Annotated in this window: 26 protein-coding genes; all 26 read right to left on the bottom strand. The window is 66.3% G+C overall.

Features of this window, described 5'->3' with window-relative positions; translation table 11 throughout:
• Positions 1 to 539: 539 nt before the first annotated feature.
• On the bottom strand, positions 540 to 956 hold the full coding sequence (locus tag ACN9M2_RS05170; protein ID WP_426287078.1) for a DUF2802 domain-containing protein: 417 nt from the start codon (positions 954 to 956) through the stop codon (positions 540 to 542).
• A 144-nt stretch (positions 957 to 1,100) separates the two neighbouring features.
• The gene (locus tag ACN9M2_RS05165; protein ID WP_371022132.1) at positions 1,101 to 1,550 is read right to left on the bottom strand and encodes a chemotaxis protein CheW; all 450 of its coding nucleotides are present in this window, start codon (positions 1,548 to 1,550) and stop codon (positions 1,101 to 1,103) included.
• The gene (locus ACN9M2_RS05160) at positions 1,547 to 2,122 is read right to left on the bottom strand and encodes a chemotaxis protein CheW (RefSeq protein ID WP_426287077.1); all 576 of its coding nucleotides are present in this window, start codon (positions 2,120 to 2,122) and stop codon (positions 1,547 to 1,549) included. The genes ACN9M2_RS05165 and ACN9M2_RS05160 overlap by 4 nt, the downstream gene beginning before the upstream one ends.
• A complete protein-coding gene (locus ACN9M2_RS05155) occupies positions 2,119 to 2,910 on the bottom strand; it encodes a ParA family protein (RefSeq protein WP_426287076.1) in 792 nt (263 codons plus the stop codon). Before ACN9M2_RS05155 ends, ACN9M2_RS05160 begins: the two co-directional genes overlap by 4 nt.
• Positions 2,907 to 3,818 (bottom strand): flagellar motor protein MotD, encoded by a 912-nt coding sequence (gene motD, locus ACN9M2_RS05150; RefSeq protein ID WP_426287075.1) that lies wholly within the window; start codon positions 3,816 to 3,818, stop codon positions 2,907 to 2,909. Before motD ends, ACN9M2_RS05155 begins: the two co-directional genes overlap by 4 nt.
• Positions 3,815 to 4,555: a flagellar motor protein gene (locus ACN9M2_RS05145; protein ID WP_306851662.1), complete on the bottom strand. Its 741-nt coding sequence runs from the start codon at positions 4,553 to 4,555 to the stop codon at positions 3,815 to 3,817. Before ACN9M2_RS05145 ends, motD begins: the two co-directional genes overlap by 4 nt.
• Position 4,556: 1 nt before the next feature.
• The gene (locus tag ACN9M2_RS05140) at positions 4,557 to 6,638 is read right to left on the bottom strand and encodes a chemotaxis protein CheW (protein ID WP_426287074.1); all 2,082 of its coding nucleotides are present in this window, start codon (positions 6,636 to 6,638) and stop codon (positions 4,557 to 4,559) included.
• A gap of 7 nt (positions 6,639 to 6,645) precedes the next feature.
• Positions 6,646 to 7,287: a protein phosphatase CheZ gene (locus tag ACN9M2_RS05135; RefSeq protein ID WP_426287073.1), complete on the bottom strand. Its 642-nt coding sequence runs from the start codon at positions 7,285 to 7,287 to the stop codon at positions 6,646 to 6,648.
• 9 nt (positions 7,288 to 7,296) lie between these two features.
• Positions 7,297 to 7,698 carry a chemotaxis response regulator CheY gene (gene cheY / locus ACN9M2_RS05130; RefSeq protein ID WP_306851668.1) on the bottom strand — a complete coding sequence of 134 codons (402 nt, stop codon included), beginning with the start codon at positions 7,696 to 7,698 and terminating at the stop codon, positions 7,297 to 7,299.
• Between the two features lie 31 nt (positions 7,699 to 7,729).
• On the bottom strand, positions 7,730 to 8,461 hold the full coding sequence (locus ACN9M2_RS05125; protein WP_371022139.1) for an RNA polymerase sigma factor FliA: 732 nt from the start codon (positions 8,459 to 8,461) through the stop codon (positions 7,730 to 7,732).
• Positions 8,458 to 9,333: a MinD/ParA family ATP-binding protein gene (locus ACN9M2_RS05120; protein WP_426287072.1), complete on the bottom strand. Its 876-nt coding sequence runs from the start codon at positions 9,331 to 9,333 to the stop codon at positions 8,458 to 8,460. Before ACN9M2_RS05120 ends, ACN9M2_RS05125 begins: the two co-directional genes overlap by 4 nt.
• 62 nt (positions 9,334 to 9,395) lie before the next feature.
• Complete coding sequence (gene flhF, locus ACN9M2_RS05115; protein ID WP_426287071.1) at positions 9,396 to 10,727, bottom strand: flagellar biosynthesis protein FlhF; 1,332 nt, start codon at positions 10,725 to 10,727, stop codon at positions 9,396 to 9,398.
• Positions 10,728 to 10,789: 62 nt separating this feature from the next.
• Positions 10,790 to 12,895 (bottom strand): flagellar biosynthesis protein FlhA, encoded by a 2,106-nt coding sequence (gene flhA / locus ACN9M2_RS05110; protein WP_426287070.1) that lies wholly within the window; start codon positions 12,893 to 12,895, stop codon positions 10,790 to 10,792.
• Between the two features lie 2 nt (positions 12,896 to 12,897).
• A complete protein-coding gene (gene flhB, locus ACN9M2_RS05105; RefSeq protein ID WP_426287069.1) occupies positions 12,898 to 14,040 on the bottom strand; it encodes a flagellar biosynthesis protein FlhB in 1,143 nt (380 codons plus the stop codon).
• Between the two features lie 7 nt (positions 14,041 to 14,047).
• Complete coding sequence (fliR, locus tag ACN9M2_RS05100; protein WP_426287068.1) at positions 14,048 to 14,815, bottom strand: flagellar biosynthetic protein FliR; 768 nt, start codon at positions 14,813 to 14,815, stop codon at positions 14,048 to 14,050.
• Entirely contained in the window at positions 14,815 to 15,084 is a 270-nt protein-coding gene (gene fliQ / locus ACN9M2_RS05095) for a flagellar biosynthesis protein FliQ (protein ID WP_426287067.1), read from the bottom strand. Before fliQ ends, fliR begins: the two co-directional genes overlap by 1 nt.
• Entirely contained in the window at positions 15,081 to 15,869 is a 789-nt protein-coding gene (gene fliP / locus ACN9M2_RS05090; protein ID WP_426287066.1) for a flagellar type III secretion system pore protein FliP, read from the bottom strand. The genes fliQ and fliP overlap by 4 nt, the downstream gene beginning before the upstream one ends.
• A complete protein-coding gene (gene fliO, locus ACN9M2_RS05085) occupies positions 15,866 to 16,279 on the bottom strand; it encodes a flagellar biosynthetic protein FliO (RefSeq protein ID WP_426287065.1) in 414 nt (137 codons plus the stop codon). The genes fliP and fliO overlap by 4 nt, the downstream gene beginning before the upstream one ends.
• A gap of 5 nt (positions 16,280 to 16,284) precedes the next feature.
• Positions 16,285 to 16,617 (bottom strand): flagellar motor switch protein FliN, encoded by a 333-nt coding sequence (gene fliN / locus ACN9M2_RS05080; protein WP_426287064.1) that lies wholly within the window; start codon positions 16,615 to 16,617, stop codon positions 16,285 to 16,287.
• 337 nt (positions 16,618 to 16,954) lie between these two features.
• Complete coding sequence (gene fliM, locus ACN9M2_RS05075; RefSeq protein WP_426287063.1) at positions 16,955 to 17,971, bottom strand: flagellar motor switch protein FliM; 1,017 nt, start codon at positions 17,969 to 17,971, stop codon at positions 16,955 to 16,957.
• Positions 17,972 to 17,987: 16 nt separating this feature from the next.
• Entirely contained in the window at positions 17,988 to 18,482 is a 495-nt protein-coding gene (locus ACN9M2_RS05070) for a flagellar basal body-associated FliL family protein (RefSeq protein WP_426287062.1), read from the bottom strand.
• A 202-nt stretch (positions 18,483 to 18,684) separates the two neighbouring features.
• On the bottom strand, positions 18,685 to 19,782 hold the full coding sequence (locus ACN9M2_RS05065; RefSeq protein WP_426287061.1) for a flagellar hook-length control protein FliK: 1,098 nt from the start codon (positions 19,780 to 19,782) through the stop codon (positions 18,685 to 18,687).
• Between the two features lie 5 nt (positions 19,783 to 19,787).
• Entirely contained in the window at positions 19,788 to 20,240 is a 453-nt protein-coding gene (gene fliJ, locus ACN9M2_RS05060; RefSeq protein ID WP_426287060.1) for a flagellar export protein FliJ, read from the bottom strand.
• Entirely contained in the window at positions 20,240 to 21,601 is a 1,362-nt protein-coding gene (gene fliI / locus ACN9M2_RS05055; protein WP_426287059.1) for a flagellar protein export ATPase FliI, read from the bottom strand. Before fliI ends, fliJ begins: the two co-directional genes overlap by 1 nt.
• Positions 21,598 to 22,263, bottom strand: coding sequence for a flagellar assembly protein FliH (locus ACN9M2_RS05050; protein WP_426287058.1), 666 nt, complete (start codon positions 22,261 to 22,263; stop codon positions 21,598 to 21,600). Before ACN9M2_RS05050 ends, fliI begins: the two co-directional genes overlap by 4 nt.
• On the bottom strand, positions 22,263 to 23,252 hold the full coding sequence (gene fliG / locus ACN9M2_RS05045; protein WP_371022264.1) for a flagellar motor switch protein FliG: 990 nt from the start codon (positions 23,250 to 23,252) through the stop codon (positions 22,263 to 22,265). Before fliG ends, ACN9M2_RS05050 begins: the two co-directional genes overlap by 1 nt.
• Between the last annotated feature and the right edge of the window lie 6 nt (positions 23,253 to 23,258).

The following is a 23,258-nucleotide window of genomic DNA, read 5'->3' as shown; positions in this document are numbered from 1 at the left end:
TTAAGCGACTTACTCACCAAGGGCATATTGCAGTGGGAAACCGGACAAGTATCTGGCGGCCTCCTCAAGGTCCCTGATACATGCTCGGTCACACGAATGGTGGGCTCTGCGGTCGCAGGTGGAATTCTCGGAATTACTGGTTTTGCCGCTGGCATACCAATAGGGATTGGCACCGTTAGTTTCGGATTGATCGTCGGCGGGGGGAAGTCAATTCTTTCAGTGTGCTATGGATCTGCGCAATGCGAATAGGTGAAGGGAATGCGAATACGAAACCGATTGTTTAGATATTTGTCATTTCGGCAAGGTATCGTGAAGTACACGATCAGGAACGGGATACTTTGGTACACCCCAGGAATCTTCCTAACCGACTATTTTTTCAGGCTTGCGAGTAGCGAACACATTTCACCGCCTCAGTTTGTTTATATGACAGCCGGAGCTTTGATGGCTGGCATTATCTTCGGTGTCGGCGGCTATATTATTTCAAGTACGATATCAAGTCGTAGCGACCATAACGTCCCTTGATACGAAACGGAAACGTATCAGCGCGATGCGTGCAATCGATGGAGCAACTCCGCCTCGGTAAGCGAAATACCACAGGTCTCCGCGATGTCCTTGGCCGATGCCCCTTGGCGGGCGAGTCGCTGGGCCAGGGCAAGCGCACGATCCGTGTTACCGCCCGGCTCGTTCGGCATCGTCACCGTCGGGCCGCGGCGGACCTGGTCCTCGATGTCGCCAAGTCGGTTTTCGAGGCGGCGGAGCATGCTGGCAAGCGCTTCGCTGGGGATGGCCGGCTCGGACGATGCGGCCGGTGAAGGTTGCGTAGTCTCGGCGACGGGGGCGGGAACCTGCTGCCTCGGCGCCTTCGGTGCCACGCCGAAACGGCGAAACAGGAACAGCAGGCCGGCCAGGTTGAGGATGGCCAAGGCAATCAGCACGTATCCGATGGCGGCGTTCATGCAGGCGGGACTCCGTGGATTCGCGCTACACGGTAGCGGCGATGAGTGGTCGCGGCAAGCGTGCCCGCTGGTGCGGGATCGCCGCTGAAGCGGCTCCCACATGTCCTCGGGCTTTCTCCCGGTTGCCCGTCCGACATCCGGGCTTCAGGCGCGGCAGAGCTTCTGCACGTCGACCAGGGCGATGAATCCGTCATCACGGGTTATCACGCCGCTGACGGGATCGTCGCGGCGTTCGGCACGGCCGGGGGGCGGAGGGTCGACCTCGTCGGGATTGAAAGTGAGCATGTCGCCGATGACGTCGATGCGCATGCCGACCACCGTGCCGCCGTCGTCGAAGACGATGACACGCTGTGCGTCTTCCTCGTCGGCGCTGGCGACGCCATCGAGGCCGAAGCGGCGACGGCCATCCAGTACGGGAACGATCTGCCCGCGAAGGTTGACGATACCCAGGACATCGTCCGGAGCGCCGGGCACGGGCGTGATGTCGCCGGGGCGGATCACTTCGCGCACGCTGGTGAGCGACAGCGCGTAGCGCTGTCCCTTCAATGAAAAGCCGAGCCAGGCGCCTCGCCCGTCGCGTGGGGTATCGGTCATGTGCCCAGTTCCTTTTCCAGCCATTCGATCAGCGCCGTGGTGCCTACCACGCCACATTTGGGTTCAAACGACATGCCAGCCAGCCACGGACGTGTCGCGGCGCCCGTGCGCCATTGGATCGCCTCCGCCTGGAGCTCGACCGGTTCCTCGTCGACCACGCAAGCGAGCGCCCAGGTACGGTCACGCAGGATGACCAGGGTGGTGGTCGTCGCGCCGGCCATGTCGGGCGAGAGGATCGCGGCAAGATCGGCCACGCGCGCCTCGCCGCTAGGATGGCGCCAGCGGCCCAGGCAGATCGGATTGCTCGTATTCGGCGAGGTCAGCGGCGGCATCGGCAGCAAATGGGTGACATCCGCCATGGGCACGGCCAGCCGTACGCCGGCGGCCACGCACAGCAGGTAGCGAAGATCGTGCGCACGTGTTACTTCGGAGGCGGGCATGGCGCGCCAGGGCTCGAACGCCACGACCTGCACCGCGCCCGCCGGTGCCACCGCGCTGGTGGGCGCCGGTGTCAGCAAGTCCGCCAGATAATCGGCGACGATCTGCTCCGCTTCCTGTATGGCGCGCATCATGCGGCGGCTCCCGTCATCGACGACACGGGCAGCGCCAGCAACTCGTCGAGCAACCGGCGGTAGGCCAGCCCGCCACGCCGCGCCGCCGGCCACGACGCCAGCGGGACGCCTGCCGCGCTGGCCTCGCGAATCTGCGTGTCTGTCGGAATCACGGCCTCGCTCACGGCGTCGCCGTACTGCTCGCGCAATTGTGCAAGACAAGCGCGTGAGGCATGCGTGCGTGCGTCGTACAGTGTCGGCACGATCGTGCGCAACATGGGCTTCCCACGCGAGCGCTCGATCATCGACAGGCTGCGTAGCATGCGCTCCAGGCCGGCGAGCGCCAATGCCTCGGTCTGCGTCGGCACGAGCAGGCGATCGCTGGCCGCCAACGCGTTGACCATCAACACGCCGAGCGTCGGCGGGCAATCGAGCAGTACGTGATCGAAATCCGGGGCGAGTTCGGCCAGTGCGTGAGTGAGGACAAGACCCATGCCGGGACGCGTGCCGATCTGCCGGTCGAGGGTGATCATCGCGGCCGACGCGGGCAATACGCTGAGGCGATCCCACTGTGTCGCATGCACCAGCGTGCGTACGGGAAGTGGATTGCCACCGATGCCGAAGAGGTCGTACACGCTGCCGTGTGCTCCGCTCTCGACGCCGATGTATCCCGACAAAGATGCATGCGGGTCCATGTCGACCAGCAGCGTGCGCTTGCCGGATTCCGCCATCAGGCTGCCCAAGGCGACGGTGGTGGTCGTCTTACCCACGCCGCCTTTCTGGTTGGATATGGCCCAGACGCGCATCATGGGGCTCCCGCGGCGGAGAGATCGACACGGTCGGCGTCGCTATAGAAGCGTGCCGGCGCGGCCTTGTCGCTCATGACCACGATGAGTACGCGGCGATTCCGATTGCGCCCTTCGTCCGTGGCGTTGTCGGCCGTGGGACGAAATTCGCCCCAACCGATGATGCCGACCCGATGCGGGTCGACGCCGGTCGTGGTGAGCAGGCGCGCCACGGTGGCCGCGCGGGCGGCCGACAGCTCCCAATTGGAGGGAAACGTGGCCGTCGCGATCGGGGTGTTGTCCGTATAGCCTTCCACGCGCATGGCGTTCGGGAAGGGCGAAAGGATGCCGGCGAGCTTGCGCAGCACATCCTCCGCGGGCGCCTGCAACTTCGCCACGCCGACGGGGAACAGGATGTCCGTGCGGACTTCGATTTCGAGCCAGTCCGGGGTCTTGCGCACGCTGACCATGTTCTTGTCGATCAGCGGTTTCATGGCACGCTGCACTTCGTCGGCGATCTGGCTGAGGCTTGCGGCCTCGGTTTTGCCGATGGCCGTGTTGGCCGCCGTGGCCGTGTTGACGCTCGCCGCTTCCTGGCGATCCGGTGCCGCACCCTCGTGGCCGGGAAGTGGCAGGTTGCGTGGCGGGATAGGTACGTCGATCTTGGCGATCGGCGCGGCCGCGGGCGCGCGCGACTGGTTCGGCAACGGCACCTGGGCGGCGGGCGTGGCTTCGCGGATCGGTTCGATGACCTTGCCGGTACCGTTGAACGCTTCGTTGATCGACTGCGCCATCACCCGGAACTTGGTCTCGTTCACGGCGGAGACGGCGTACATCACCACGAACAGCGCGAGCAGCAAGGTGATCAGGTCGCCGTACGGTATCGCCCAGCGTTCGTGATTGATGTGTTCTTCGTGATGCCGCCGCTTCACGACAGGAATCCCTGCAGCTTGCTCTCGATGTGCCGCGGGTTGTCGCCCTGGGCGATCGAGACGAGGCCCTCCACCAGGATCTCGCGCATTTGCGAACGGCGACGAGCCAGGCCCTTCAGGCGCGATGCCATCGGCAGTGCCAGCAGATTGGCCAGGCCGATGCCGTAGATCGTCGCGACGAAGGCCGCGGCGATGCCATGGCCCAGCTTGCTCGGCTCGGCGAGGTTCTGCATCACGGACATCAGGCCCATCACCGCGCCGATGATGCCCATGGTCGGCGAATAGGCGCCGGCGTTCTCGAATACCTTGGCGGCCTCGATGTCGGTGTGCTCGCGAGCCAGCACTTCCACTTCGAGCACCGAGCGCATGGCGTCCGGCTCGGTGCCGTCCACCAGCAGTTGCAGCCCCTTGCGGATGAAGGGATCGGATTCGCGTTCGATCGCGGGTTCAAGGCCGAGCAAGCCGGTGCGGCGGGAGATCTCGCTCCAGCCGACGATGCGGCTGACGAGGTTTTCCGATTCGATGTCCGGCGGACGGTAGACCCAGGGCAACATGCTCAAGGCACGCTTCAGCACGGCGCCGGGCGTCTGCACCAGCAGGGCGGCGAACGTGCCGAGGAAGACGATGACGAACGCGGCCGGGTTCCACAGGGCATCGAGACTCGAGCCCTTCAGGATGGTGCCCACGATGATGACCACGAAGGCCAGGATCGTTCCGACGACGCTCACGATATCCATGTCAGACCGCCATCCTCAGTGTAGGCAACACCTGCCCGCTGTCGTCGGCAAGGCCGGCGAGGTCGAGCACGAGCGAGATCCGCCCATCGCCGGTGATCGTGGCGCCTGCCACGCCCGGAACATCCTTCAGGAAAGGCCCGAGCGGCTTGGCCATGACATCTTCACGGCCCAGCACTTCGTCGACGAGGCAACCGAGCGTCTGGTGGCCGATTTGCACCACGACCACGTGACCGCCCTTCCCCGCCGTGCCGGCCCAACGGCCGAGATCGACCAGCGGCAGCGCGCGATGGCGATGCGCCGCGACGATACGGCCGTCGAGCTCCTGGACCTGGCCGGGAACGAGTTCGAATACCTCGGCCACGTTGGACAGCGGCAGTGACAGCAGCCGATTGCCCACCCGCACCATCAACACGCGCAGGATCGCCAGCGTCAATGGCACCGACAGGCGCACGGTGCTGCCATGGCCCACGCTCGAATCGATCGATAGCGTGCCGCCGAGTTCGACGATCTTGGTTTTCACCACGTCCATGCCGACGCCGCGACCGGAAATATCCGAGACCTGGCTGGCGGTGGAGAAACCCGGGCGGAACACGATCTCGTAGCATTCGCGCTCGTCGAGGCGTGCGGCCTGGTCCTCGTCCATCAGGCCCTTCTCCACCGCCTTGCGGCGCAGGACCTCGGGGTTCATGCCCTTGCCGTCGTCGGTGACGGTGATGACGATGCGGTCGCCGTACTGGCCGGCCGCCAGGCGCACGGTGCCCGCGCGGGACTTGCCTTCGCCGGCGCGGACATCGGGCATCTCGATGCCATGGTCCACGGCGTTGCGCAGCAAGTGCACCAGCGGATCGGCCAGGGCCTCCACCACCGTGCGGTCGATATCGGTTTCCTCGCCCTCGGTGACCAGCTCGATTTCCTTGCCGAGCTGGCGGGCGAGATCGCGGACGATGCGTGGAAAACGCGAGAACAATTTACCTACCGGCTGCATGCGCATGCGCAGCACGGCGTTCTGCAGGTCTTCCGCCACGCGCTCGAGTTCGCCGATGGCACGTTCCATCGGATCGTTCGTGCCACGCGGGGCGAGGCTGGTGAGACGGTTGCGCACGAGCACCAGCTCGCCCGCGGCATCGACCAGGCCATCGAGGCGATGGGTATCGACGCGGACCGTGGTGTCGGCGGTGGAGGCACCACGTTTCTCGGCGGCCACCGGGGCAGGCTTTGCCGCAACCTGCGCTGCGGGGGCGGCGCCCGACGGCGCAATCGGCGTGGAGGACGTCGAGCCCGCCGCCACGACGGGACCACTCGCGGCACCAGGGGCGGCCGTGCCATGAAGGCTGTCGAGCAGCGCTTCGAATTCGTCGTCGCTGATCGCGTTTCCGTCGGCGGGTGCGACTGCCGAGGCGGTCACCACCGGCGCGGGGTTCGCGACGACCGGCGCGGCCACGTCGGGAACGGACGGCGACGCATCGGCCGACGCGTCGGCACCGGGGGCACCCGTGCCATAGAGTGAATCGAGCAGGGCCTCGAATTCGTCGTCGGATATCGTGCCCGACGGCACGGAAGCGGGCTCGCGATCGCTGCGCGCGGCGTCGAGCATCGCCTCGAATTCGTCTTCGATCGGGTCGTACGGCCGCGCCTGCGCGGGAGCGGCGGCGGGCGCGCTGGCAGGCATGGTCAAGGCCATGGGTGGCGCGGAGACCGCGCGACCGGGAATCAGCAGGCGGTCGAGCAGCGAACGGGGCGCCGCCTCGATCGGCAAGCCGCCGTCGGCGGCGCGCATCATGTCGTTGAGGAGATCGAGCGACTCCAGCAACGCGTCCATGAAGCCGGCATCGAGCACGATCGAGCCGTTGCGGGCCTCGTTGAGGAGGTCCTCGCCCCGATGGCAAAGCTCGACCATCGGATTGAGGCCGAGGAAGCCCGCACCGCCCTTCACGGTGTGGAACGCGCGGAAGACCGCGTTCAACAGTTCCATGTCGTTCGGCGACGCCTCGAGGTCCACGAGCTGTTCGCCCAGGCTCTCGAGCAACTCCCGCGCTTCGATCAGGAAGACGTTGAGCAGCTCATTGTCCAGCTCCACGCTCATACGGCGCTCAGAACCCGAATTCGCTGAGGAGGCGATCCACTTCGTCCTGGCTGACCTTGTCGGCGGCCGGCGTGGCACCGCCCGCCAGCGAACCGGTCAGGCGAACCAGTTCCACCAGCGAGGATTCGACCTTGGCCATGAAGGCTTCGACCTGGGCCACGCGTTGGCCGGAGAGATCCTGCCAGGATTGTGCCTCCACCATCTCGCCGAAGCCGATATCGCAGCTCTGCGCGAAGTCGCCCACGCGCACGGCCAGCGCGGTGGCGTGGGTGGCGAAGGCCGGATCGGCGTGGTCGAGCACCAGCACCTCGTCCGCCTGGCGGGCGAGGGCCTGTGCCTGCGGGCGCAGCTTCTCGCTGAAATCGAGCGTGCGGTGCGCGGCCTGCGAACTCATCTCGAGCACGTCGCGCAGGTGCTTGCGCGCATCGCTCATGTTGCCTGGCACGCCGTCGTGCGAAATATCGGCGGCGAGGCGGCGGGCGGACTCGTGCAGGTCGCGTGCGAGGTGGCCCAGCGCCATGAACAGGTGTTGCTCACGGGTACGCAACAGTTGGTCGAGCGCCTGTTCGAAGGAGACGCTGTCGTCGGCGTCGAGCAGTGCGCGCAGTTCGGGGGCCACGTCGTGGCCGCTGGAAAGCATGGTGTTCATCGTCGTTCCTTAGCCCGCGGCCGCGGCGAGTCGTTCGAAGATCTTGTCGAGTTTTTCCTTCAGCGTGACCGCCGTGAATGGCTTGACGACATAGCCGTTCACGCCACTCTGCGCCGCCGCGATGATCTGGTCGCGGTTGTTCTCCGCCGTGACCATCAACACCGGCATGGCCTTCAGCGCCGCATCGGCACGGATCGCCCTGAGCAGGTCGATGCCGGTCATGTTCGGCATGTTCCAGTCCGTCACGACGAGGTCGAACGGCTGCGCGCGCAAGAGCGCGAGCGCCGCGTTGCCGTCCTCGGCCTCCTGGATGAGTGTGTTGGTGAATCCCAACTCCACCAGGAGGTTCCTCACGATGCGTCGCATGGTGGAAAAATCGTCCACCACGAGGATCTTCATGTTCTTGTCCAAAACTCGTCTCCGCCTTGCTACCGCGCGTTCGTCAATGCTTGTCTTTCCAACCCGACATGCGTGCACGGAGTCGAATGAGGGCCTGGCCATGGATCTGGCACACCCGCGATTCGCTCACCCCCAGCACCGCACCGATTTCCTTCAGGTTGAGCTCTTCATCGTAGTACAGCGACATGACCAGCTTCTCCCGCTCGGGCAGTCCATCGATGGACTGCGCCAGCGCGTCACGCAGGCCTTGCTGCTCGAACAATCCATCCGGGCCCGCGGCATCCGGGTCGACCACGTCGATCGCGGCGCCCTCGTCGCCTTCCGGCGCCGTAAGGCTCAGCAACCGCGCGCTCGCCGCGTCGGCCAGGATCTGGTTGTACTCCATGGCGTCGATACCCAGCCGCTTCATCACCTCCGCGTCTTCGGCGTCGCCACCCGTCTCGTTTTCGATCTGCCTCGTCACCTCCGCGACCTCACGCAACTTCCGGTGGACGGAGCGCGGGGTCCAGTCCGTCTTGCGCAGTTCATCCAGCATGGCGCCACGAATGCGGATACCCGCATAGGTTTCGAAGCTGGCCGCGCGAGTCGGCGAATAATTCCTTGCCGCCTCCAGCAGTCCGATCATTCCGGCCTGCATGAGGTCGTTCGCATCCACGCTTGGCGGGAGCCGGCCCATCAGGTGATAGGCGATCCGGCGCACCAGCGGCGCGTGGTTCTTGACTAGTTGATCCGCCGGGATACGCGTGATCTCGAGATATTCGGTCGCGACGCTCACAGTGGCAGCCCTCCCCCCAGATGGGACCGTTCGGCGAAAAAGCCGATGCGTCCCTGTGCCCGGGGTTCGGGTTCACCCCATGTATCGACCGACCTGGCCAGATTCTTGAATCCGACGGCCGACCGGCTGCTCGGCCAGGCATCGACCACCGCCGACTGGCGGCGGATGGCCTGGCGCAGGTACTCGTCGTGCGGAACCATGCCCATGAAATCCAGGGACACGTCGAGGAAGCGGTTTGTCACCCGTGACAGCTTCTCGAACAGCTGGCGGCCCTCCTGGGCATGCCGGACCATGTTGGCGACGATACGAAAACGGTTTACCCCGAACTCACGGCTCATGACCTTGATCAGCGCGTAGGCGTCGGTCAGCGAGGCCGGCTCGTCGCAGACCACGACCACGACCTCGTCCGAGGCGGCGGCGAACATCGACACGCTGTCCGAGATGCCGGCGGCCGTATCGACGATCAGGTACTCGGGCGGCAATGGATATTCGTCGAAGGCGCGGATCACGGCCGCGTGCTCGATGTTCGGCAACTGCGCCATCCGGCGCGTGCCGGAGGTGGCGGGGATCACCTTGAGGCCGTGGGCCGCATGGAGGATCAGGTCCTCGATGCCGCACTCGCCCTCCAGCATGTGGCCGAGGTGGCGGGTGGGCTGGAGGCCGAGCAGGACGTCGATATTCGCCATGGCGAGGTCGGCGTCGAGGAGGACGACGTCACGGCCGCCCATCGCGAGCGCCATGCCGAGATTGACCGCCACCGTGGTCTTGCCCACGCCACCCTTGCCGCCGGCGACGGCGATGCTTCGGGTGGGGCGGCGATCGGCGAGCCAGTTGAGTCCGGCGGCCTGGGTGGAATCGACGTGTGTGCTCATGAAGGAAGTCACTGCCGTAAGTGTTTGCGGTTGCGGTTGCCGGGAAAGGGATGCATGCGCGATCAGGCCAGGGCCGGCGCGGCGATGCCGAAGCGCTCGGCAAGCAGGGCGTCGTCCGGTTCGTCGTTACGCTGCTTGAGCAACTGGGCCGCGAGGCAGACCAGCTTGCGCGCATCGGCCGAGGCGATGTCCTCGGGCACGCGCTGCCCATCCGTGGTGTAGTCCAGCGGCATCCGGTGCCGGATAAGGGCCGAGAGCGCGCCGCCGATCAGCGGTGCCTCGTCGAGCTTGGTGAGGATCGCGCTCTGCGGCGCCAGCGGCGCGTAGGCGCGGATCGCGTTGTCGATGGCCTGCGCCTGCGCGTTGGCGGCCAGCACCAGGCACACGCGCACGTCCGAGGTGGCGCGCAGTGTCTCGAACTGTTGCTGCAGCTTCGGGTCGTTGCCGGCGAGGCCGGCCGTGTCGACCAGCACGGTATGCTTGCCGCGCAGCTGGAGCAGCACGTTGCGCAGGCTGGTCGCGTCATGGGCGTTGAACACGCGCACGCCGAGCAGGCGGCCGTAATGTTCCAGCTGCGCCCCGGCGCCGATGCGGTACTGGTCGGCGCTGATCAAGGCGACGTTCGATGCACCATGGCGCAGGACCGCGCGGGCGGCGAGCTTGGCGATGGTGGTGGTCTTGCCCACGCCGGTCGTGCCGACCAGGGCGGTGGTGCCGCCGCCGACCGTGTCGAAATTCCGTCCGCTGGTGCGGATGTTGCGCGAGAGCATGCCCAGCGGCAGGTAACGCGCCTGCTCGGCGTTCATGTCGGCAGGCAGTTCCGCACACAGCGCGCGGGCCACGTCACCGTCGATGCCCAGGCGGGTCATCTCGCGCAGTACGCGGGCACGCAGCGGCTGCTCGCGGTCCATCTGGTTCCATGCCAAGGTCGAGAGCTGCACTTCGAGCATCTCGCGCAGATTGTTGATCTCGGCGCGCACGCCATTCACGGCGGCATCGTTGGCCGGCGCCACGGTAGCGGCGCGGACCACATCGGCGACGCTGGCCGCGAGCGCGGCGCTCGACTGGCGCTGCGGCGCGTTCGTGTTCAGTGGCGTGCCCGACTTCGCAGCGCGCTCCACGGCGGCGGCGGTGGCGGCCCGTGCCTGGTCGATGCGGGCGGCACGCTCGGCTTCATCGCGCGTGGCGCGGATCGGCGATTCCTCGCGGGCCGGGGCGTCGAAACCGAAACCGGCCTCGCGCACCAGCGCTTCGTCGTAATCGAGCGCGGCGATGATCTCGATACCGTCGTCCAGCCGGCGCGTGGACAGGATCACGGCGTCCGGACCCTGTTCGTCGCGGACCTGGCGCATGGCCTGGCGCATATCCGGAGCAACGAATCGTTTGATTTTCATGCGTTCGATCCTGTCTTCGTTCGTTCGGCCCGCACGGCGAGTCCCCGCGCGGTATCTCGTTCCTATCGCCCGAGGGCCGTCACCAGCTTGACGCGTCGGTTGTCCGGAACCTCGTTGTACGCAAGTACATGCAGGTTTTGGGCCACATGCCGGGTGAAGCGCGAAAGCCATGGGCGAAGTGCCGGCGACACCAGCAGGACGGCCGGTTCACCCGCCGCTTCCTGGCGGCGCGCCGCGTCGGCGACGCTCTGCTGGAGGCGATCCGCGAGACCCGGCTCGACCGCCGCGCCAGCGGGACCGCCACCTTGCAGGGACTGCAGCAGGATCTGCTCCAGTTCGGGCGCCAAAGTAATGACAGGCACTTCCGTACCCAGGCCGGCGATCTCCTGCACGATCTGGCGACCGAGGGTGACGCGTACCGCCGCGGCGAGGACACCGGGGTCCTGGCTCTGGCCCGCATGCTCCGCCAGCGATTCGACGATGCCGCGGAAGTTGCGGATGGGCACGCGCTCGGCGAGCAGGTTCTGCAGGACCTTGACCACGACGCCCAGCGAGAGACGCTTGGGCACCAGGTCCTCCACGAGCTTCGGTGTTTGCTGGGCCAGACGGTCGAGCAACTGCTGCACGTCCTGGTGGCCGATGAGTTCGTGGGCGTGGTTCTGCAGGATGTGCGAAAGATGGGTGGCGATCACCGTGGCCGGATCGACCACGGTGTAGCCAAGTGTCTGTGCATGTTCACGCATGCCCGGCTCGATCCAGACCGCATCCAGGCCGAAGGCGGGATCGCGCGTGGCGATGCCGTTGATCGTGCCGTGCACGCGGCCCGGATCGATCGCCAGCATGCGCTCGGTATGGATCTCGGCTTCGCCCATCGGCACGCCCATCAGGGAAATGCGGTAGCCGTGCGGAGCCAGGTCCAGGTTGTCGCGAATATGTACCGAGGGAACCAGGAAGCCGAGTTCCTGCGAGAGCTTGCGGCGCACGGACTTGATCCGCGCCATCAATTCGCCACCCTGGGCCTTGTCCACGAGCGGGATCAGCCGGTAGCCCACTTCGAGGCCGATCGTGTCCACCTGGGCCACATCTTCCCACGAGAGCTCCAGGCGCTCGGCCGGCGGCGCCGATTCCAGCGCCAGTTCGGTGCCGGGCGCGCCCGTGCCAGCCGCGGTGGCGGTGCGCTCCTGCTTGGCCTGGCTCAACTTCCACGCGGCGAAGCCCGCGAGCGCCGCCAGGATGAGGAACGGGATGTTCGGCATGCCCGGGATCAGGCCCATCGTGCCGAGCACGGCCGCTGCGACGCCGAGCGCCTTCGGCTGGCCGAACAGCTGCCCCATCACGTGCTTGCCCATCTCCTGGGACTTCGACACGCGGGTGACGATCACCGCGGTGGCGATCGAGAGCATCAGTCCCGGCACCTGGGCGACCAGGCCGTCGCCGATGGTCAGCAGCGTATAGGTGCGCGCGGCTTCGGCGGCGGAAAGCCCGTGCTGCAACATGCCGATGAAGAAGCCACCGATGATGTTGATCGCAAGGATCAGCATGCCGGCGGTGGCGTCGCCACGGACGAACTTCGAGGCACCGTCCATCGAACCGTAGAAGTCCGCTTCCTCGCGTACTTCCTGGCGCCGCTCGCGGGCCTGCTCCTGCGTCAACAGGCCGGCGTTGAGGTCGGCGTCGATCGCCATCTGCTTGCCGGGCATGGCGTCGAGGGTGAAGCGGGCGGTCACCTCGGACACGCGGGTGGCGCCCTTGGTCACCACCACGAAGTTGATGATGGTGAGGATGGCGAACACGACGAAGCCGACCGCGAAGTTGCCCCCGATGACGAACTCGCCAAAGGCCTCGATCACCTTGCCGGCGGCGCCCGGCCCGTTGTGCCCATGCAGCAGCACCACGCGTGTGGACGCGATGTTCAGGGCCAGGCGGAGCAAGGTGGCGAACAGCACCACGGTGGGAAACGACGCCAGTTCCAGCGGGCGCATGACGTACATCGTGGCCAGCAGGATCACCAGCGACAACGCGATGTTGAAGGTGAAGAGCAGGTCCAGCATGAACGGCGGCAAGGGCAGCATCATCATGCCGAGCATGATCAGCATCGCCACCGGCGCGGCGATGCCGCGGCGGCCGATCTGCCGGAACGTGCCCATGAAGTTGGAGGAAGCTGCCATCGTCAGTTATCCATGCGGTAAGGGCCGAGCAAATCCGGATCGATGTCCTGCTCGGGTAGATCGGGCGGGAGATCGCCCACGGCGATCGCCTGCTTCAGCCGGAACACGTAAGCCAGGATCTGGGCCACGGCGATGTACAGCGCCGCGGGGATCTCGCGTCCGATTTCCGTCGTGTGATACAAGGCGCGTGCCAACGGAGGAGCTTCCACCACGGGAACCTTCGCCCCACCCGCGACATCGCGGATCTGCTGGGCGATCACGTCCACGCCCTTGGCCACCACGCGGGGCGCTCCCATGCGGTTTTCGTCGTATTTCAGGGCCACGGCGAAGTGGGTCGGGTTGGTCACGATCACGTCCGCCGTGGGGACGTCTTCCATCATTCGCCGGCGCGCCATCTGGTGCTGCATCTGACGGATTTTCGACTTCAGCTCGGGGCTGCCCTCGCTTTCCTTGTGCTCGTCCTTCACTTCCTGCTTGCTCATCTTCATCTTCTTGGTGAAGCTGAACTTCTGCCATGGCGCATCGACCAGCGCGATGGCGCCGAGCGCGCAGGCGAAGACGAGCGAGGCCTGGCCGAAGATGGAGAAGGCCTGCGCGATGCCGACGCTGACCGGGCCGGTACCCACCGTGTACATGTCCCTCGTCGAGCGGAGCAGGAACCAGACCAGCGCGCCGCCGATAAGCATGAGCTTGAGCAGCGACTTGCCCAGCTCCACCAAGCCGTTCACCGAGACCAGGCGCGAGAATCCCTTGATCGGATCGAGCCGGTCGAATTTCGGGGCGAGCGCCTGGGCGGAAAAATTCAATCCGCCCATCAGGGCCGGCGCGGCGACCGCGGCGACCGCGGTCACGGCGAACACGGGACCGAGCAGCTTGAGCCCTTCCAGGGCGGCCGTGGCCAGTGCGCGATACACGCCATTGGCGGCGAACAGGTCGCCGCGGCTGTAGCGCAGGCCCACGTGCATGATGTTGGCCGCGTGCATGGACATCTGGTCGCGTGCGGCGATCAGGGTGGTCACGCCCGCAAGCACCACCACGGCGGTGGAAAGATCGCGCGAACGCGGCAGGTCGCCCTTTTCGCGCGCTTCGCGAAGGCGCTTTTCACTAGGCGCTTCGGTGCGGTCTTCCTTGTCGGTCTCGCTCATGGGCTTATCACCTCCCCATGAGCTGGCGTATGGTGTCCCATGCGGCCGTTTGCAGCGAATCGAACGCGCCCGGCAGGGCGCGCAGCGCAAGCCATACGGCCAGGAGGCCGAGGCAGATCGTGATGGGGAAGCCCACCGCGAAGAGGTTCATCGAGGGTGCCGAACGGCTGATCGCGCCGAAGCCGAGGTTCACCACGAGCGTCGCGGTGAGCGCGGGCAGCGCCACGCGCACGGCGCCGCCGAAAAGGTGGCTGGCGAAGGTCAGCACGCCCCAGATACCGTTCGCGCCGATGCCCTGCTCGCCCACCGGCAGCGTGCGAAAGCTGTCGGCCAGCAGAGAAACGAGTTGCAGGTGGCCGTTCATCACCAGGAACAGCAAGGTCACGAGCATCGTGTAGAACTGGCTGAGCACCGGCGTGGTGCCGCCGACGCCCGGGTTCACCGTCTCGGCGAAACCTAGGCTCATCGCCTGCGACACGAGCTGGCCACCGAACGACACCGCTTCGAACACCAGCTTGAGGACGAAGCCCAACGAAGCCCCCACCAGGATCTGCTGCGCCAGCGTGGCCACGCCCTGTGCGGAAATCGGCCGGATGTCCAGCGGCGCCAACGGGGCCAGGACCATGGTTAGCAGCAGCGCCAGGCCGAGACGGATGCGCACCGGGATCATCGTCGCGCTCAGCACGGGCGCCACGAGCAGGAGGCCCGAGACGCGGGCGAGCGCCCACGACGCTCCACCGACCCATGCTTCGAGCTGGCCGAGGTCGATCGGCATCAACGCACCGCCTGGGGCAGGTTTTCGATCAGCGTGCGCGTGAACTGCACGAGGGTACGCAACATCCAGGGCCCGGCGATGATCATCACCAGCGCCATGGAGATGAGCTTCGGGATGAAGCTCAATGTCTGCTCGTTGATCTGCGTGGCCGCCTGGATCATGCCGACAAGGAGGCCCACCGCCAGCGCGGTGAGCAACAGCGGCGCGCCGATCAGCATCGCGATGTGCAGGGCTTGCTGGCCGAAGCCGATGACCGTTTCCGGCGTCATGGGAAGAAGCTCCCCGCAAGCGTCCCCAGCAGCAGTGTCCAACCGTCGACCAGCACGAACAGCATGATCTTGAATGGCAGCGAGATGATCATCGGCGAGACCATCATCATGCCCATCGACATCAGCACCGAGGCGACGACGAGATCGATGATGAGGAACGGGATGAACAGCAGGAAGCCCATCTGGAACGCGGTCTTCAGTTCGCTGGTGACGAAGGCCGGCAATGCCACGCGGTAAGGCACGGCATCCCTGTCCGCGTACGGCTGCTCACCGGCCAGCTTGGTGAACAGTTGCAGGTCCGGGTCGCGGGTCTGTTCGAGCATGAAATGGCGGAACGGCGCGGCGGCGAGCGGCAGCGCTTCCTGCACGCTCATCTGGCCGTCCATGTACGGCTTGATCCCGGCGTCGTAGGCCTTGTTGATGACGGGCGTCATCACGAACAGCGTGAGGAACAGCGACAGGCCGAGGATCACCTGGTTGGGCGGCGTGCTGTTCGTGCCCAGTGCCTGGCGCAGGAAACCCAGCACGATGATGATGCGGGTGAACGAGGTCATCATCAGCAAGATGGCCGGCAAGGCGGTCAAGGCCGTCATCAGCGCCAGCATCTGGATCGACAGCGACCAGGTCTGTGAACCGTTGGCGCCCGGCTGCACGTTCAGCAACTGGATGCCCGGCGGCTCGGCGGCGAACGCCACCATGGGCGCGAACGACAACAAGAGCAACACCAACCACGACCACCGTGCCCGGTGGGAGCGCACCCTGTCCGCGATGGTCACGGCCTTCATGAGCGCTTCCACTGTGCAAGCACGTCGCGGAAACCGCGAGCCACCGGCGTCGCCGAAGGTGGCGCATCGTCCGGTACCGGCGTGGCGAGCACATGCAACGTACGCAGGCCACCCGTCGGCGAGGCACCGACCAGGAGCTGCGTGCCGCCCACTTCCAGCAGCATCACTTTTTCCTTGATGCCGACCGGCATCGACTCGACGACCCGGATCTTCCGGCCACCGGGACGCACACGCGCCTGGGCACGGCGGCCGAACCAGCCGACGAAGAAGATGAGCGCCACGACGCCGACCAGGCTGACCAGCACGCGAAGCCATTCCGCGCCCGAATCGACCGCCGGGGCGGCGGCCGGAGCCGCCATCAGGGCGCAGGGAAGGAAGCCACCGGCGAAGGCGGCGACGGTACGGCGCATGGGAATCACCGAAGCTTGCGGACGCGCTCGGCCGGGCTGATCACGTCGGTCAGCCGGATACCGAACTTCTCGTTGATGACGACGACTTCGCCATGGGCGACGAGGGTGCCGTTGACGAACACGTCGAGCGGTTCACCGGCGGCGCGGTCGAGTTCCACGACGGAACCCTGATTGAGCTGGAGGAGGTTGCGAATGCTGATCTTGGTCCGGCCCACTTCCATGGCCATGGTGACCGGTACGTCGAGGATGACGTCGAGGTTCACTTCGTTGCCGAGGCCGATGGAGGAGGCCAGCGTGGCTTCGTTGGCGTTTTCGATTTCGTCGAGGGTGGCGTTCATGTCGTTCCAGTGTTTGCGTTGCCGAGGGGTTCGAAACCCTATGAAGCAAGCCGCGTGCCACGGGGTGGACGCCTCTGGAACGGCGATGTTGCCTAGACGGATCAGGCACTTAGTGGTGAGCTTCGGGCCGCCTTGAGCGGGTGACCCGTAGCGGCAGACGGAAAGCTGACGCTCGACGGCAGTTAGTCACCGTGACGGACCATTGGCGGCACGAGGCATCGTGCCGCCTGCCGGCGGATCGCCGCTGAAGCGGCTCCCACAACGGCGTCGAGCCGGCGCGGTGGCCGGCTCCCACAAGGGCGGCGGGCTGGCCCGGTGGCCGGCTCGCATGATTACGTCAGGCCGGCTCAGTGGTCGGCTGGGTAGGGACCGTGGTCGAACGCGGCGCCGTACGGCGGAGCAGCGACTCGAACTGGATCGCCTTGTTGCCGCTGGAATTGGCCATGCGGCCACGGAAGATGGGTACATCCTCGGCGAACACCGTGGCCGTCTCGGGCAGGTTGATCGGGATGATGTCGCCCTTGCGCAGATGCAGGAAGTCGCCGATGGTCAGGCGCGCCTCGGCGAGCATGGCGGTGACCTCCACTTCCGCATCGAGGAGTTCCTCGTGCAGGTTCTGAATCCAGCGGTCGTCGCGTTCGGCGCGGTCGCTCTGCACGCCCGCGTCGAGCAGCTCGCGAATCGGCTCGACCATCGAATACGGCAGGGTCAGGTGCACTTCGCCGCCACCGCCGTCGAGTTCGATATGAAACCGCGATACCACCACCGTCTCGGTGGGGCTCACGATATTGGCGAACTGCGGGTTGATCTCCGAATTCAGGAACTCGAAGTGCATCTTCAATACCGGTGCCCAGGCCTCGGCCATGGCGCCGAATGCCTCCTGGAGCACGATCTGGATCACCCGGTTCTCGGTCGGCGTGAAGTCGCGACCTTCGATGCGGGCGTGGTAGCGGCCGTCACCGCCGAAGAAGTTGTCGATGACGGTGAAGACCAGGCGCGGCTCGAACACCATCAGGGCGGTGCCACGCAGGGGCTTGATGCGAATGAGGTTGAGGTTGCTCGGTACCGCCAGCGAATGCACGTACTCGTTGAACTTGGTCATCCTCACGCCGAGGACCGACACCTCGCACGACTTGCGCAGCACGTTGAACAGGTTGGCGCGGAAGTAGCGGGCGAAACGGTCGTTGACCATTTCCAGCGTCGGCAGGCGACCGCGGACGATGCGGTCCTGCTGGGTGAAATCGTAATCGAGGATGCCGCCGGGCGGCGGAAGATCGACCTCGGTCTCGACCGCGCCACCTTCCACGCCCGCCAGGAGGGCATCGATTTCGTCCTGGGTAAGGATGTCCGTCATGGCTGCGAAGTTCCCGTCACTGCATGATGAAGCTGGTGAAGTAGACCGCATCCACGCCGGGACGGCCGATCTTTTCCTTCAGCACGCGCTGGATCTCGGCCAGGGCGGCGGCCTGCAGCTTCTGCTTGCCCTTCACGTCGGACAGCGACTTCATGTCCTGGGCCGAGAACAGCATCAACAGCGCGTTACGGATCTCCGGATCGGCCTGCTTGGCGGCGGCGATCGCTTCCGGATCGTGCGACATCACGTTCACGCCCACCTGGAGAAAACGCAGCGCCGCCTCGTCCTGGAAGTTGACCACGAACGCGGGATCGAGCTGGAGATAGACCGCCGGCTCCGACCTGGCCGCTTCGGCGGCATCCTCACCCGGCTTGCCATGACCGCCTTTCAGCATCAACCAGCCACCGGCGCCACCGGCGGCCAGGACGACGAGCGCGCCGATGAGGAGCAGGCTGCCCTTCTTCTTTTTTTTGCCGGGAGTCCCTTCGGCTTCTTTCGGTGCTGCGGCCATGCGTGAAAAACCTCTCGATACGGAATGCTATGACGGTAGCGCCCTGGGACGAACCGCCGATGATGCGAGTGTTGCAAACGGCGTGCCATCCGGACGAGCCGTTTTCAACCCGATGCAAGGCGCCGTGGCGCGGTTCACCGGGCCGCGCCCTTCATGATCAGGTCGACAATTTGACGCTCGTCGACTTTACGTCGACGGTGCGTCAGGCGACTTCGTCGACCAGCCCGCGGGAAACGCGCGACGTCACCACCGTCGCGGCGACGCCGGTCGCCTCGGTGTCGTTGCCCCGACCGGTCGCGCCCTGCCCGCCATTCTCGCCACCGTGCTCGGCCTGGCGCTGGCCGACATCGGCTTGTCCCAGCGAAAGACCGTGATGGGCGAGCATGCTGTCCAACTGCGACAGCGTCTGCTGGACAGCGTGCACCGCCGCCGGGTGCTGCGCCAGGATCGCGACGTTGACCTTGCCACCCTCCAGGCTGACACGCACATCCATGCTGCCGAGCTCTTCCGGGTGAAGCTTGATCCGGGCCTCCTTGACCTGGCCGGAGCCCATCCATGCGATCTGCTCGCCCAGTTCCTGGGCGAATTGCGGCGAGGTGGCCGGCTGCGTCGCCTGCACCTGCACGACGGGCGCGCCGCCCTGGTCGAGCCCTTGCGCATGCGCGAGCGGCATGGGGCTGACGGCATCGGCGCCGGGCGAGGCATCGTCCTTCACTGCCGGGGCATCACCCGATGCGGCCAGGAGCGATGCGAACGGCGAGGCGATGGCAGCGGTCACGCCGCTACCGAACGAACCCGCGGAACCGACGGCACCGAGCGTAGCCTGGGCGCCATCCTTCAGCGCGGCCGCTTCATTCATCGCCGCTTCCGTTCCCGGCAAGGCGCCCACCAACGCGGCGGCCGAACCGAGCGCCTCGCCTGCGCCCGCCGCTCCATCCTTCAGCGTGTCGAGTGCCTTCGTGGCCACGTCGATCACCTTCGGCGGCACGCCGATCAGCGACAGCATGGTGGCGGCGATCGACGCGTCGTCCGCCGGCTTGTCGTCCTTCCTCGCCGGTGGCTCGTCCGCGTCACGCACGGCGTCCTTCGCGGCGGCGGCCTTCGCCACCGGCGCGGCATCGTCACTTGCCGCCGATTCCTTCGCCGGCTTGTGCGAATCGCGCGCATCGGCGTGCGCGGCGTCCAGCGCGGCGTCGAAGCGCTTCGACGGAGGTGTAGCGTCCGCATCGCGGCCAGCCGTCGGCGGAACGGTCGGGGCGGCGGGACGGGAAACGTTGAGGGCGAGCGTGGCGTTGTTCATACGGGTTACTCGTTCAAATCGGTCGGCGTGGATGGACGTGGCTGGCGTCGATATTGCGAGCGTTCGTCGGCCTGTTCCTGCTCGCGGCGGTCCTGCGTCTTGCGTTCCTGCTCGCGATATTTCGTGGTGACCGAGTCCAGCGCCTTGGCGCGGCCACGGGCGTCGGTCCAATCCTGGCGCGCCCGCTCGAGCGCGCGTTCACGGCGCTGCACCTCACCCAGTTGCTGCACGATGGCCATGTCGATCTTCTGCAGGAACTGTTGCCGGTTGAGCAATGCGCTCACGCCGATGCCATCGGGCATCTCGGCGTATTCGTTCCTGTATCGGCGTAGATCCGTCAACTGGTGCTCCGCGTCGGCGAGCGCGCGCTGCTGCACGGCCAGCGCGCGCGTGGCGTCCTCGGCCTTCTCGGTGGCCAGGTCGACGACGGGCTGGAGGCGGTCGGCGCGCGAGGGCATCACCCGGCCTCCGTGGTTTCAGCGAGGCCGGCTTCGGCCTCCTGGAGGTTCACCGGCACCTCGGTCTCCTGCTGCAGGAAGGCCGAGAGTCGCGGATAGAGCGCGATGGCTTCGTCGGTACGCGGATCGCTACCTTTCTGGTAGGCGCCCACGGCGATCAGGTCACGCTGCTGGCGATACGCCGAATACACCTGGCGAAAGCGCTGCGCCGACCGCATGTGTTCCTTGCTGACGACGGCGGGCATGACGCGACTGATCGATGCCTCGATGTCGATGGCGGGGTAATGTCCCGCCTCGGCCAGGTCGCGTGACAGAACGATGTGGCCATCCAGGATGGCTCGCGCGGAATCGGCGATCGGATCGTGACGGTAATCGTCACCCTCCGTGAGCACGGTGTAGAACGCGGTGATCGAGCCGCGGCCTTCCGCGTCGTTGCCCGCCCGCTCGACCAGCGCGGGCAACATCGCGAATACCGACGGTGGGTAACCCTTGGTGGCCGGAGGTTCACCGATGGCCAGCGCGATTTCACGCTGCGCCTGGGCGTAACGGGTGAGCGAATCCATGAGCAGCAACACACGCTTGCCCTGGTCGCGGAAGTGCTCCGCGACGGCGGTGGCCACCTGCGCGCCGCGCAGGCGCGACAAGGGGGGGGCGTCCGCCGGCGCGGCGACGACGACGGCGCGGCGACGGCCTTCCTCGCCCAACGTGTGGTCGACGAACTCCTTCACCTCACGACCTCGTTCGCCGATGAGGCCCACCACGACGACATCGGCGTTGGTGAAGCGGGTCATCATTCCCATCAAGGTCGACTTGCCGACGCCCGAGCCGGCGAACAGGCCGATGCGCTGGCCGCGGCCGACGGTGAGCAGGGCATTGATCGCCCGCACACCGGTATCAAGGGGGGTGTCGATCGGTTGGCGGAGCATGGGATTGATCGGATCGCGACGCAAGGGCGCGCGTTCGCGTGCGAGCAAGGGCCCCTGCCCGTCCAGCGGTACGCCGTCCGGTCCGATCACCCGCCCAAGCAGCGAATCGCCCACGGGAATGCCCGAGACCGAGGCCACCGGGATGACCCGTGCATTCGGCAACACGCCATGCATTTCGCCCGTTGGCATCAATAAGAGGCGTCCGTCCGAAAAGCCGACCACCTCGGTTTCCAGTTGCTTGCCGTCGGCGCCCGCAACCATGCAACGGGCACCGACCGGTGCCTCGCAACCCACCGCCTCGAGCGTCAGCCCGACCACACGGCGAAGCTTGCCTTCGGCCTGCAACGGGCGCACGTGCTCGGCGCTGGCACGCTGGGCGGCCAACGATTCGCGCCAATGCGCGTTACGGGCGGCGACGTGGTCGACCGAACTCATGGCGAGGCCGGCGCGTCATCGAGGGAGGTATAGCCCTGCCCTTGCAGCACGCTATCGACCACCGCCGCGAGTCGGGTGCGCACGCGGGCATCGAGACGCGAATGCTCGCTCTCGATGCGTACGTCACCGCGCTCCAGTATCGGGTCATCGATCACCGTGCCTTCATGGTCGAGCGATGAACGGTGCTCGCGCACGATGGCGGCGTCGGCCGGATTCAGGTGGATCTTCAGGTGGCGCGTGGCCGCCGGCAGTGCATCGACCGCCTGGCGCACCACGTCGAGGATCTTTTCCGGCCGCGTCGAAATCTCGTAGCCCAGCACGCGCTCGGCGATGACCGTGGCCAACGTGGCCAGGTCGCCTGCCACGTCGCTATCCAGTTCGGCGAACGGCCGTTCCACTGCGGCGAACAAGGCGTCGAGCCGCGCCACTTGTGCGGCGAGTTCGCGCTTCGCCATCGCGCGGCCTTCGTTCAAGCCCGCGTTGAAACCTTCCTCGCGCGCCTGCCGCTCTATCGCCTCTATCTCGGCGACAGTCGGGCGTTGCGGGCCTTCGTCCATCGTTTCATCGCGCGCATCCGACGCGTCGGGCGCACCGACGACGGGAAGCTCCCAACGTTCGAACTGGCCGACGCGCTCGCGTGCGAGGATGGAGGTCAGGCTCATCAGACGAATTCTTCGCCGCCGCCGGCAAGGTTGATCTGACCCGCGTCAGCGAGACGCCGCGCCGTGGCCAGCACTTCCTTCTGCGCCGCGTCCACTTCGGAAAGGCGCACGGGGCCCTTGACCTCGAGGTCGTCGCGCAGCATGTCGGCGGCGCGCTTGGACATGTTGGAGAAGATCTTTTCGCGGATCGCCGATTCCGCACCCTTGAGCGCGGTGATGAGGCGTGCCGACGGAACCTCGCGCAACAGCGTCTGCATGCTGCGGTCGTCCAGTTCGGCCAGGTCGTCGAACACGAACATCAGTTCCTCGATGCGCTCGCCGAGGCCGGAGTCGATACCACGGATGGAGGCCATCAGCTCGGCTTCGCGCGAGGTTTCCATCGCGTTGAGGATATCGGCTGCCGCCTTGAGGCCGCCCACGCTCGCCGACTTGAGCTTGTTCGAGTTCCCGGAGAACTGGCGCTCCATGATTTCGTCCAGTTCGTTCAGGGCATGCGGCTGCACGCCGTCGAGCGTGGCGATGCGCATCACCACGTCGCTGCGCGTGCGCACGGGGAGGTAACCGATCACTTCCGCGGCCTGGTCGGACTCGAGGTGGGCCAGCACCAGCGCGATGATCTGCGGATGCTCCTGGCCGATCATCTCGGCGATGGCCCGGCTTTCCATCCACTTCAGCGATTCCAGGCCCTTGCTGCTTCGGCCCAGGAGGATACGGTCGATGAGGCCACCGGCCTTGTTTTCGCCCAATGCGTTGACCAGGATGCGGCGGATGTATTCCTCGGTGCCGACACCGATCGAGGTATGTTGGCCGACGTCTTCCTGAAGTTTCGTGAGGACGAGGTCGACCTGTTCCTTGGTCACGTTCTTCAACGCGGCCATGGCCGTGCCCACGGCCTGCACGTCCCGTGCGCCGAGGTGCTTCAGGATGGATGCCGCATCCTCCTCACCCAGGGTGAGGAGCAGGATCGCCGCCCTTTGCGCGCCCGTCAGGGCCTC

This window comes from Luteibacter sp. E-22, assembly GCF_049913125.1.
Taxonomy (GTDB): domain Bacteria; phylum Pseudomonadota; class Gammaproteobacteria; order Xanthomonadales; family Rhodanobacteraceae; genus Luteibacter.
The sequence above is the reverse complement of the archived record's forward strand: the minus strand, read 5'-3'. Positions and strand labels throughout refer to the sequence as shown.

Excerpts from the sequence above, each read along its gene's own strand:
- ACN9M2_RS05170 (WP_426287078.1), bottom strand. The coding sequence starts at position 956 with ATGAACGCCGCCATCGGATACGTGCTGATTGCCTTGGCCATCCTCAAC.
- ACN9M2_RS05165 (WP_371022132.1), bottom strand. The coding sequence starts at position 1,550 with ATGACCGATACCCCACGCGACGGGCGAGGCGCCTGGCTCGGCTTTTCA.
- ACN9M2_RS05160 (WP_426287077.1), bottom strand. The coding sequence starts at position 2,122 with ATGATGCGCGCCATACAGGAAGCGGAGCAGATCGTCGCCGATTATCTG.
- ACN9M2_RS05155 (WP_426287076.1), bottom strand. The coding sequence starts at position 2,910 with ATGATGCGCGTCTGGGCCATATCCAACCAGAAAGGCGGCGTGGGTAAG.
- ACN9M2_RS05145 (WP_306851662.1), bottom strand. The coding sequence starts at position 4,555 with ATGGATATCGTGAGCGTCGTCGGAACGATCCTGGCCTTCGTGGTCATC.
- ACN9M2_RS05140 (WP_426287074.1), bottom strand. The coding sequence starts at position 6,638 with ATGAGCGTGGAGCTGGACAATGAGCTGCTCAACGTCTTCCTGATCGAA.
- ACN9M2_RS05135 (WP_426287073.1), bottom strand. The coding sequence starts at position 7,287 with ATGAACACCATGCTTTCCAGCGGCCACGACGTGGCCCCCGAACTGCGC.
- ACN9M2_RS05120 (WP_426287072.1), bottom strand. The coding sequence starts at position 9,333 with ATGAGCACACACGTCGATTCCACCCAGGCCGCCGGACTCAACTGGCTC.
- flhF (WP_426287071.1), bottom strand. The coding sequence starts at position 10,727 with ATGAAAATCAAACGATTCGTTGCTCCGGATATGCGCCAGGCCATGCGC.
- flhA (WP_426287070.1), bottom strand. The coding sequence starts at position 12,895 with ATGGCAGCTTCCTCCAACTTCATGGGCACGTTCCGGCAGATCGGCCGC.
- flhB (WP_426287069.1), bottom strand. The coding sequence starts at position 14,040 with ATGAGCGAGACCGACAAGGAAGACCGCACCGAAGCGCCTAGTGAAAAG.
- fliR (WP_426287068.1), bottom strand. The coding sequence starts at position 14,815 with ATGCCGATCGACCTCGGCCAGCTCGAAGCATGGGTCGGTGGAGCGTCG.
- fliQ (WP_426287067.1), bottom strand. The coding sequence starts at position 15,084 with ATGACGCCGGAAACGGTCATCGGCTTCGGCCAGCAAGCCCTGCACATC.
- fliP (WP_426287066.1), bottom strand. The coding sequence starts at position 15,869 with ATGAAGGCCGTGACCATCGCGGACAGGGTGCGCTCCCACCGGGCACGG.
- fliO (WP_426287065.1), bottom strand. The coding sequence starts at position 16,279 with ATGCGCCGTACCGTCGCCGCCTTCGCCGGTGGCTTCCTTCCCTGCGCC.
- fliN (WP_426287064.1), bottom strand. The coding sequence starts at position 16,617 with ATGAACGCCACCCTCGACGAAATCGAAAACGCCAACGAAGCCACGCTG.
- fliM (WP_426287063.1), bottom strand. The coding sequence starts at position 17,971 with ATGACGGACATCCTTACCCAGGACGAAATCGATGCCCTCCTGGCGGGC.
- ACN9M2_RS05070 (WP_426287062.1), bottom strand. The coding sequence starts at position 18,482 with ATGGCCGCAGCACCGAAAGAAGCCGAAGGGACTCCCGGCAAAAAAAAG.
- ACN9M2_RS05065 (WP_426287061.1), bottom strand. The coding sequence starts at position 19,782 with ATGAACAACGCCACGCTCGCCCTCAACGTTTCCCGTCCCGCCGCCCCG.
- fliJ (WP_426287060.1), bottom strand. The coding sequence starts at position 20,240 with ATGCCCTCGCGCGCCGACCGCCTCCAGCCCGTCGTCGACCTGGCCACC.
- fliI (WP_426287059.1), bottom strand. The coding sequence starts at position 21,601 with ATGAGTTCGGTCGACCACGTCGCCGCCCGTAACGCGCATTGGCGCGAA.
- ACN9M2_RS05050 (WP_426287058.1), bottom strand. The coding sequence starts at position 22,263 with ATGAGCCTGACCTCCATCCTCGCACGCGAGCGCGTCGGCCAGTTCGAA.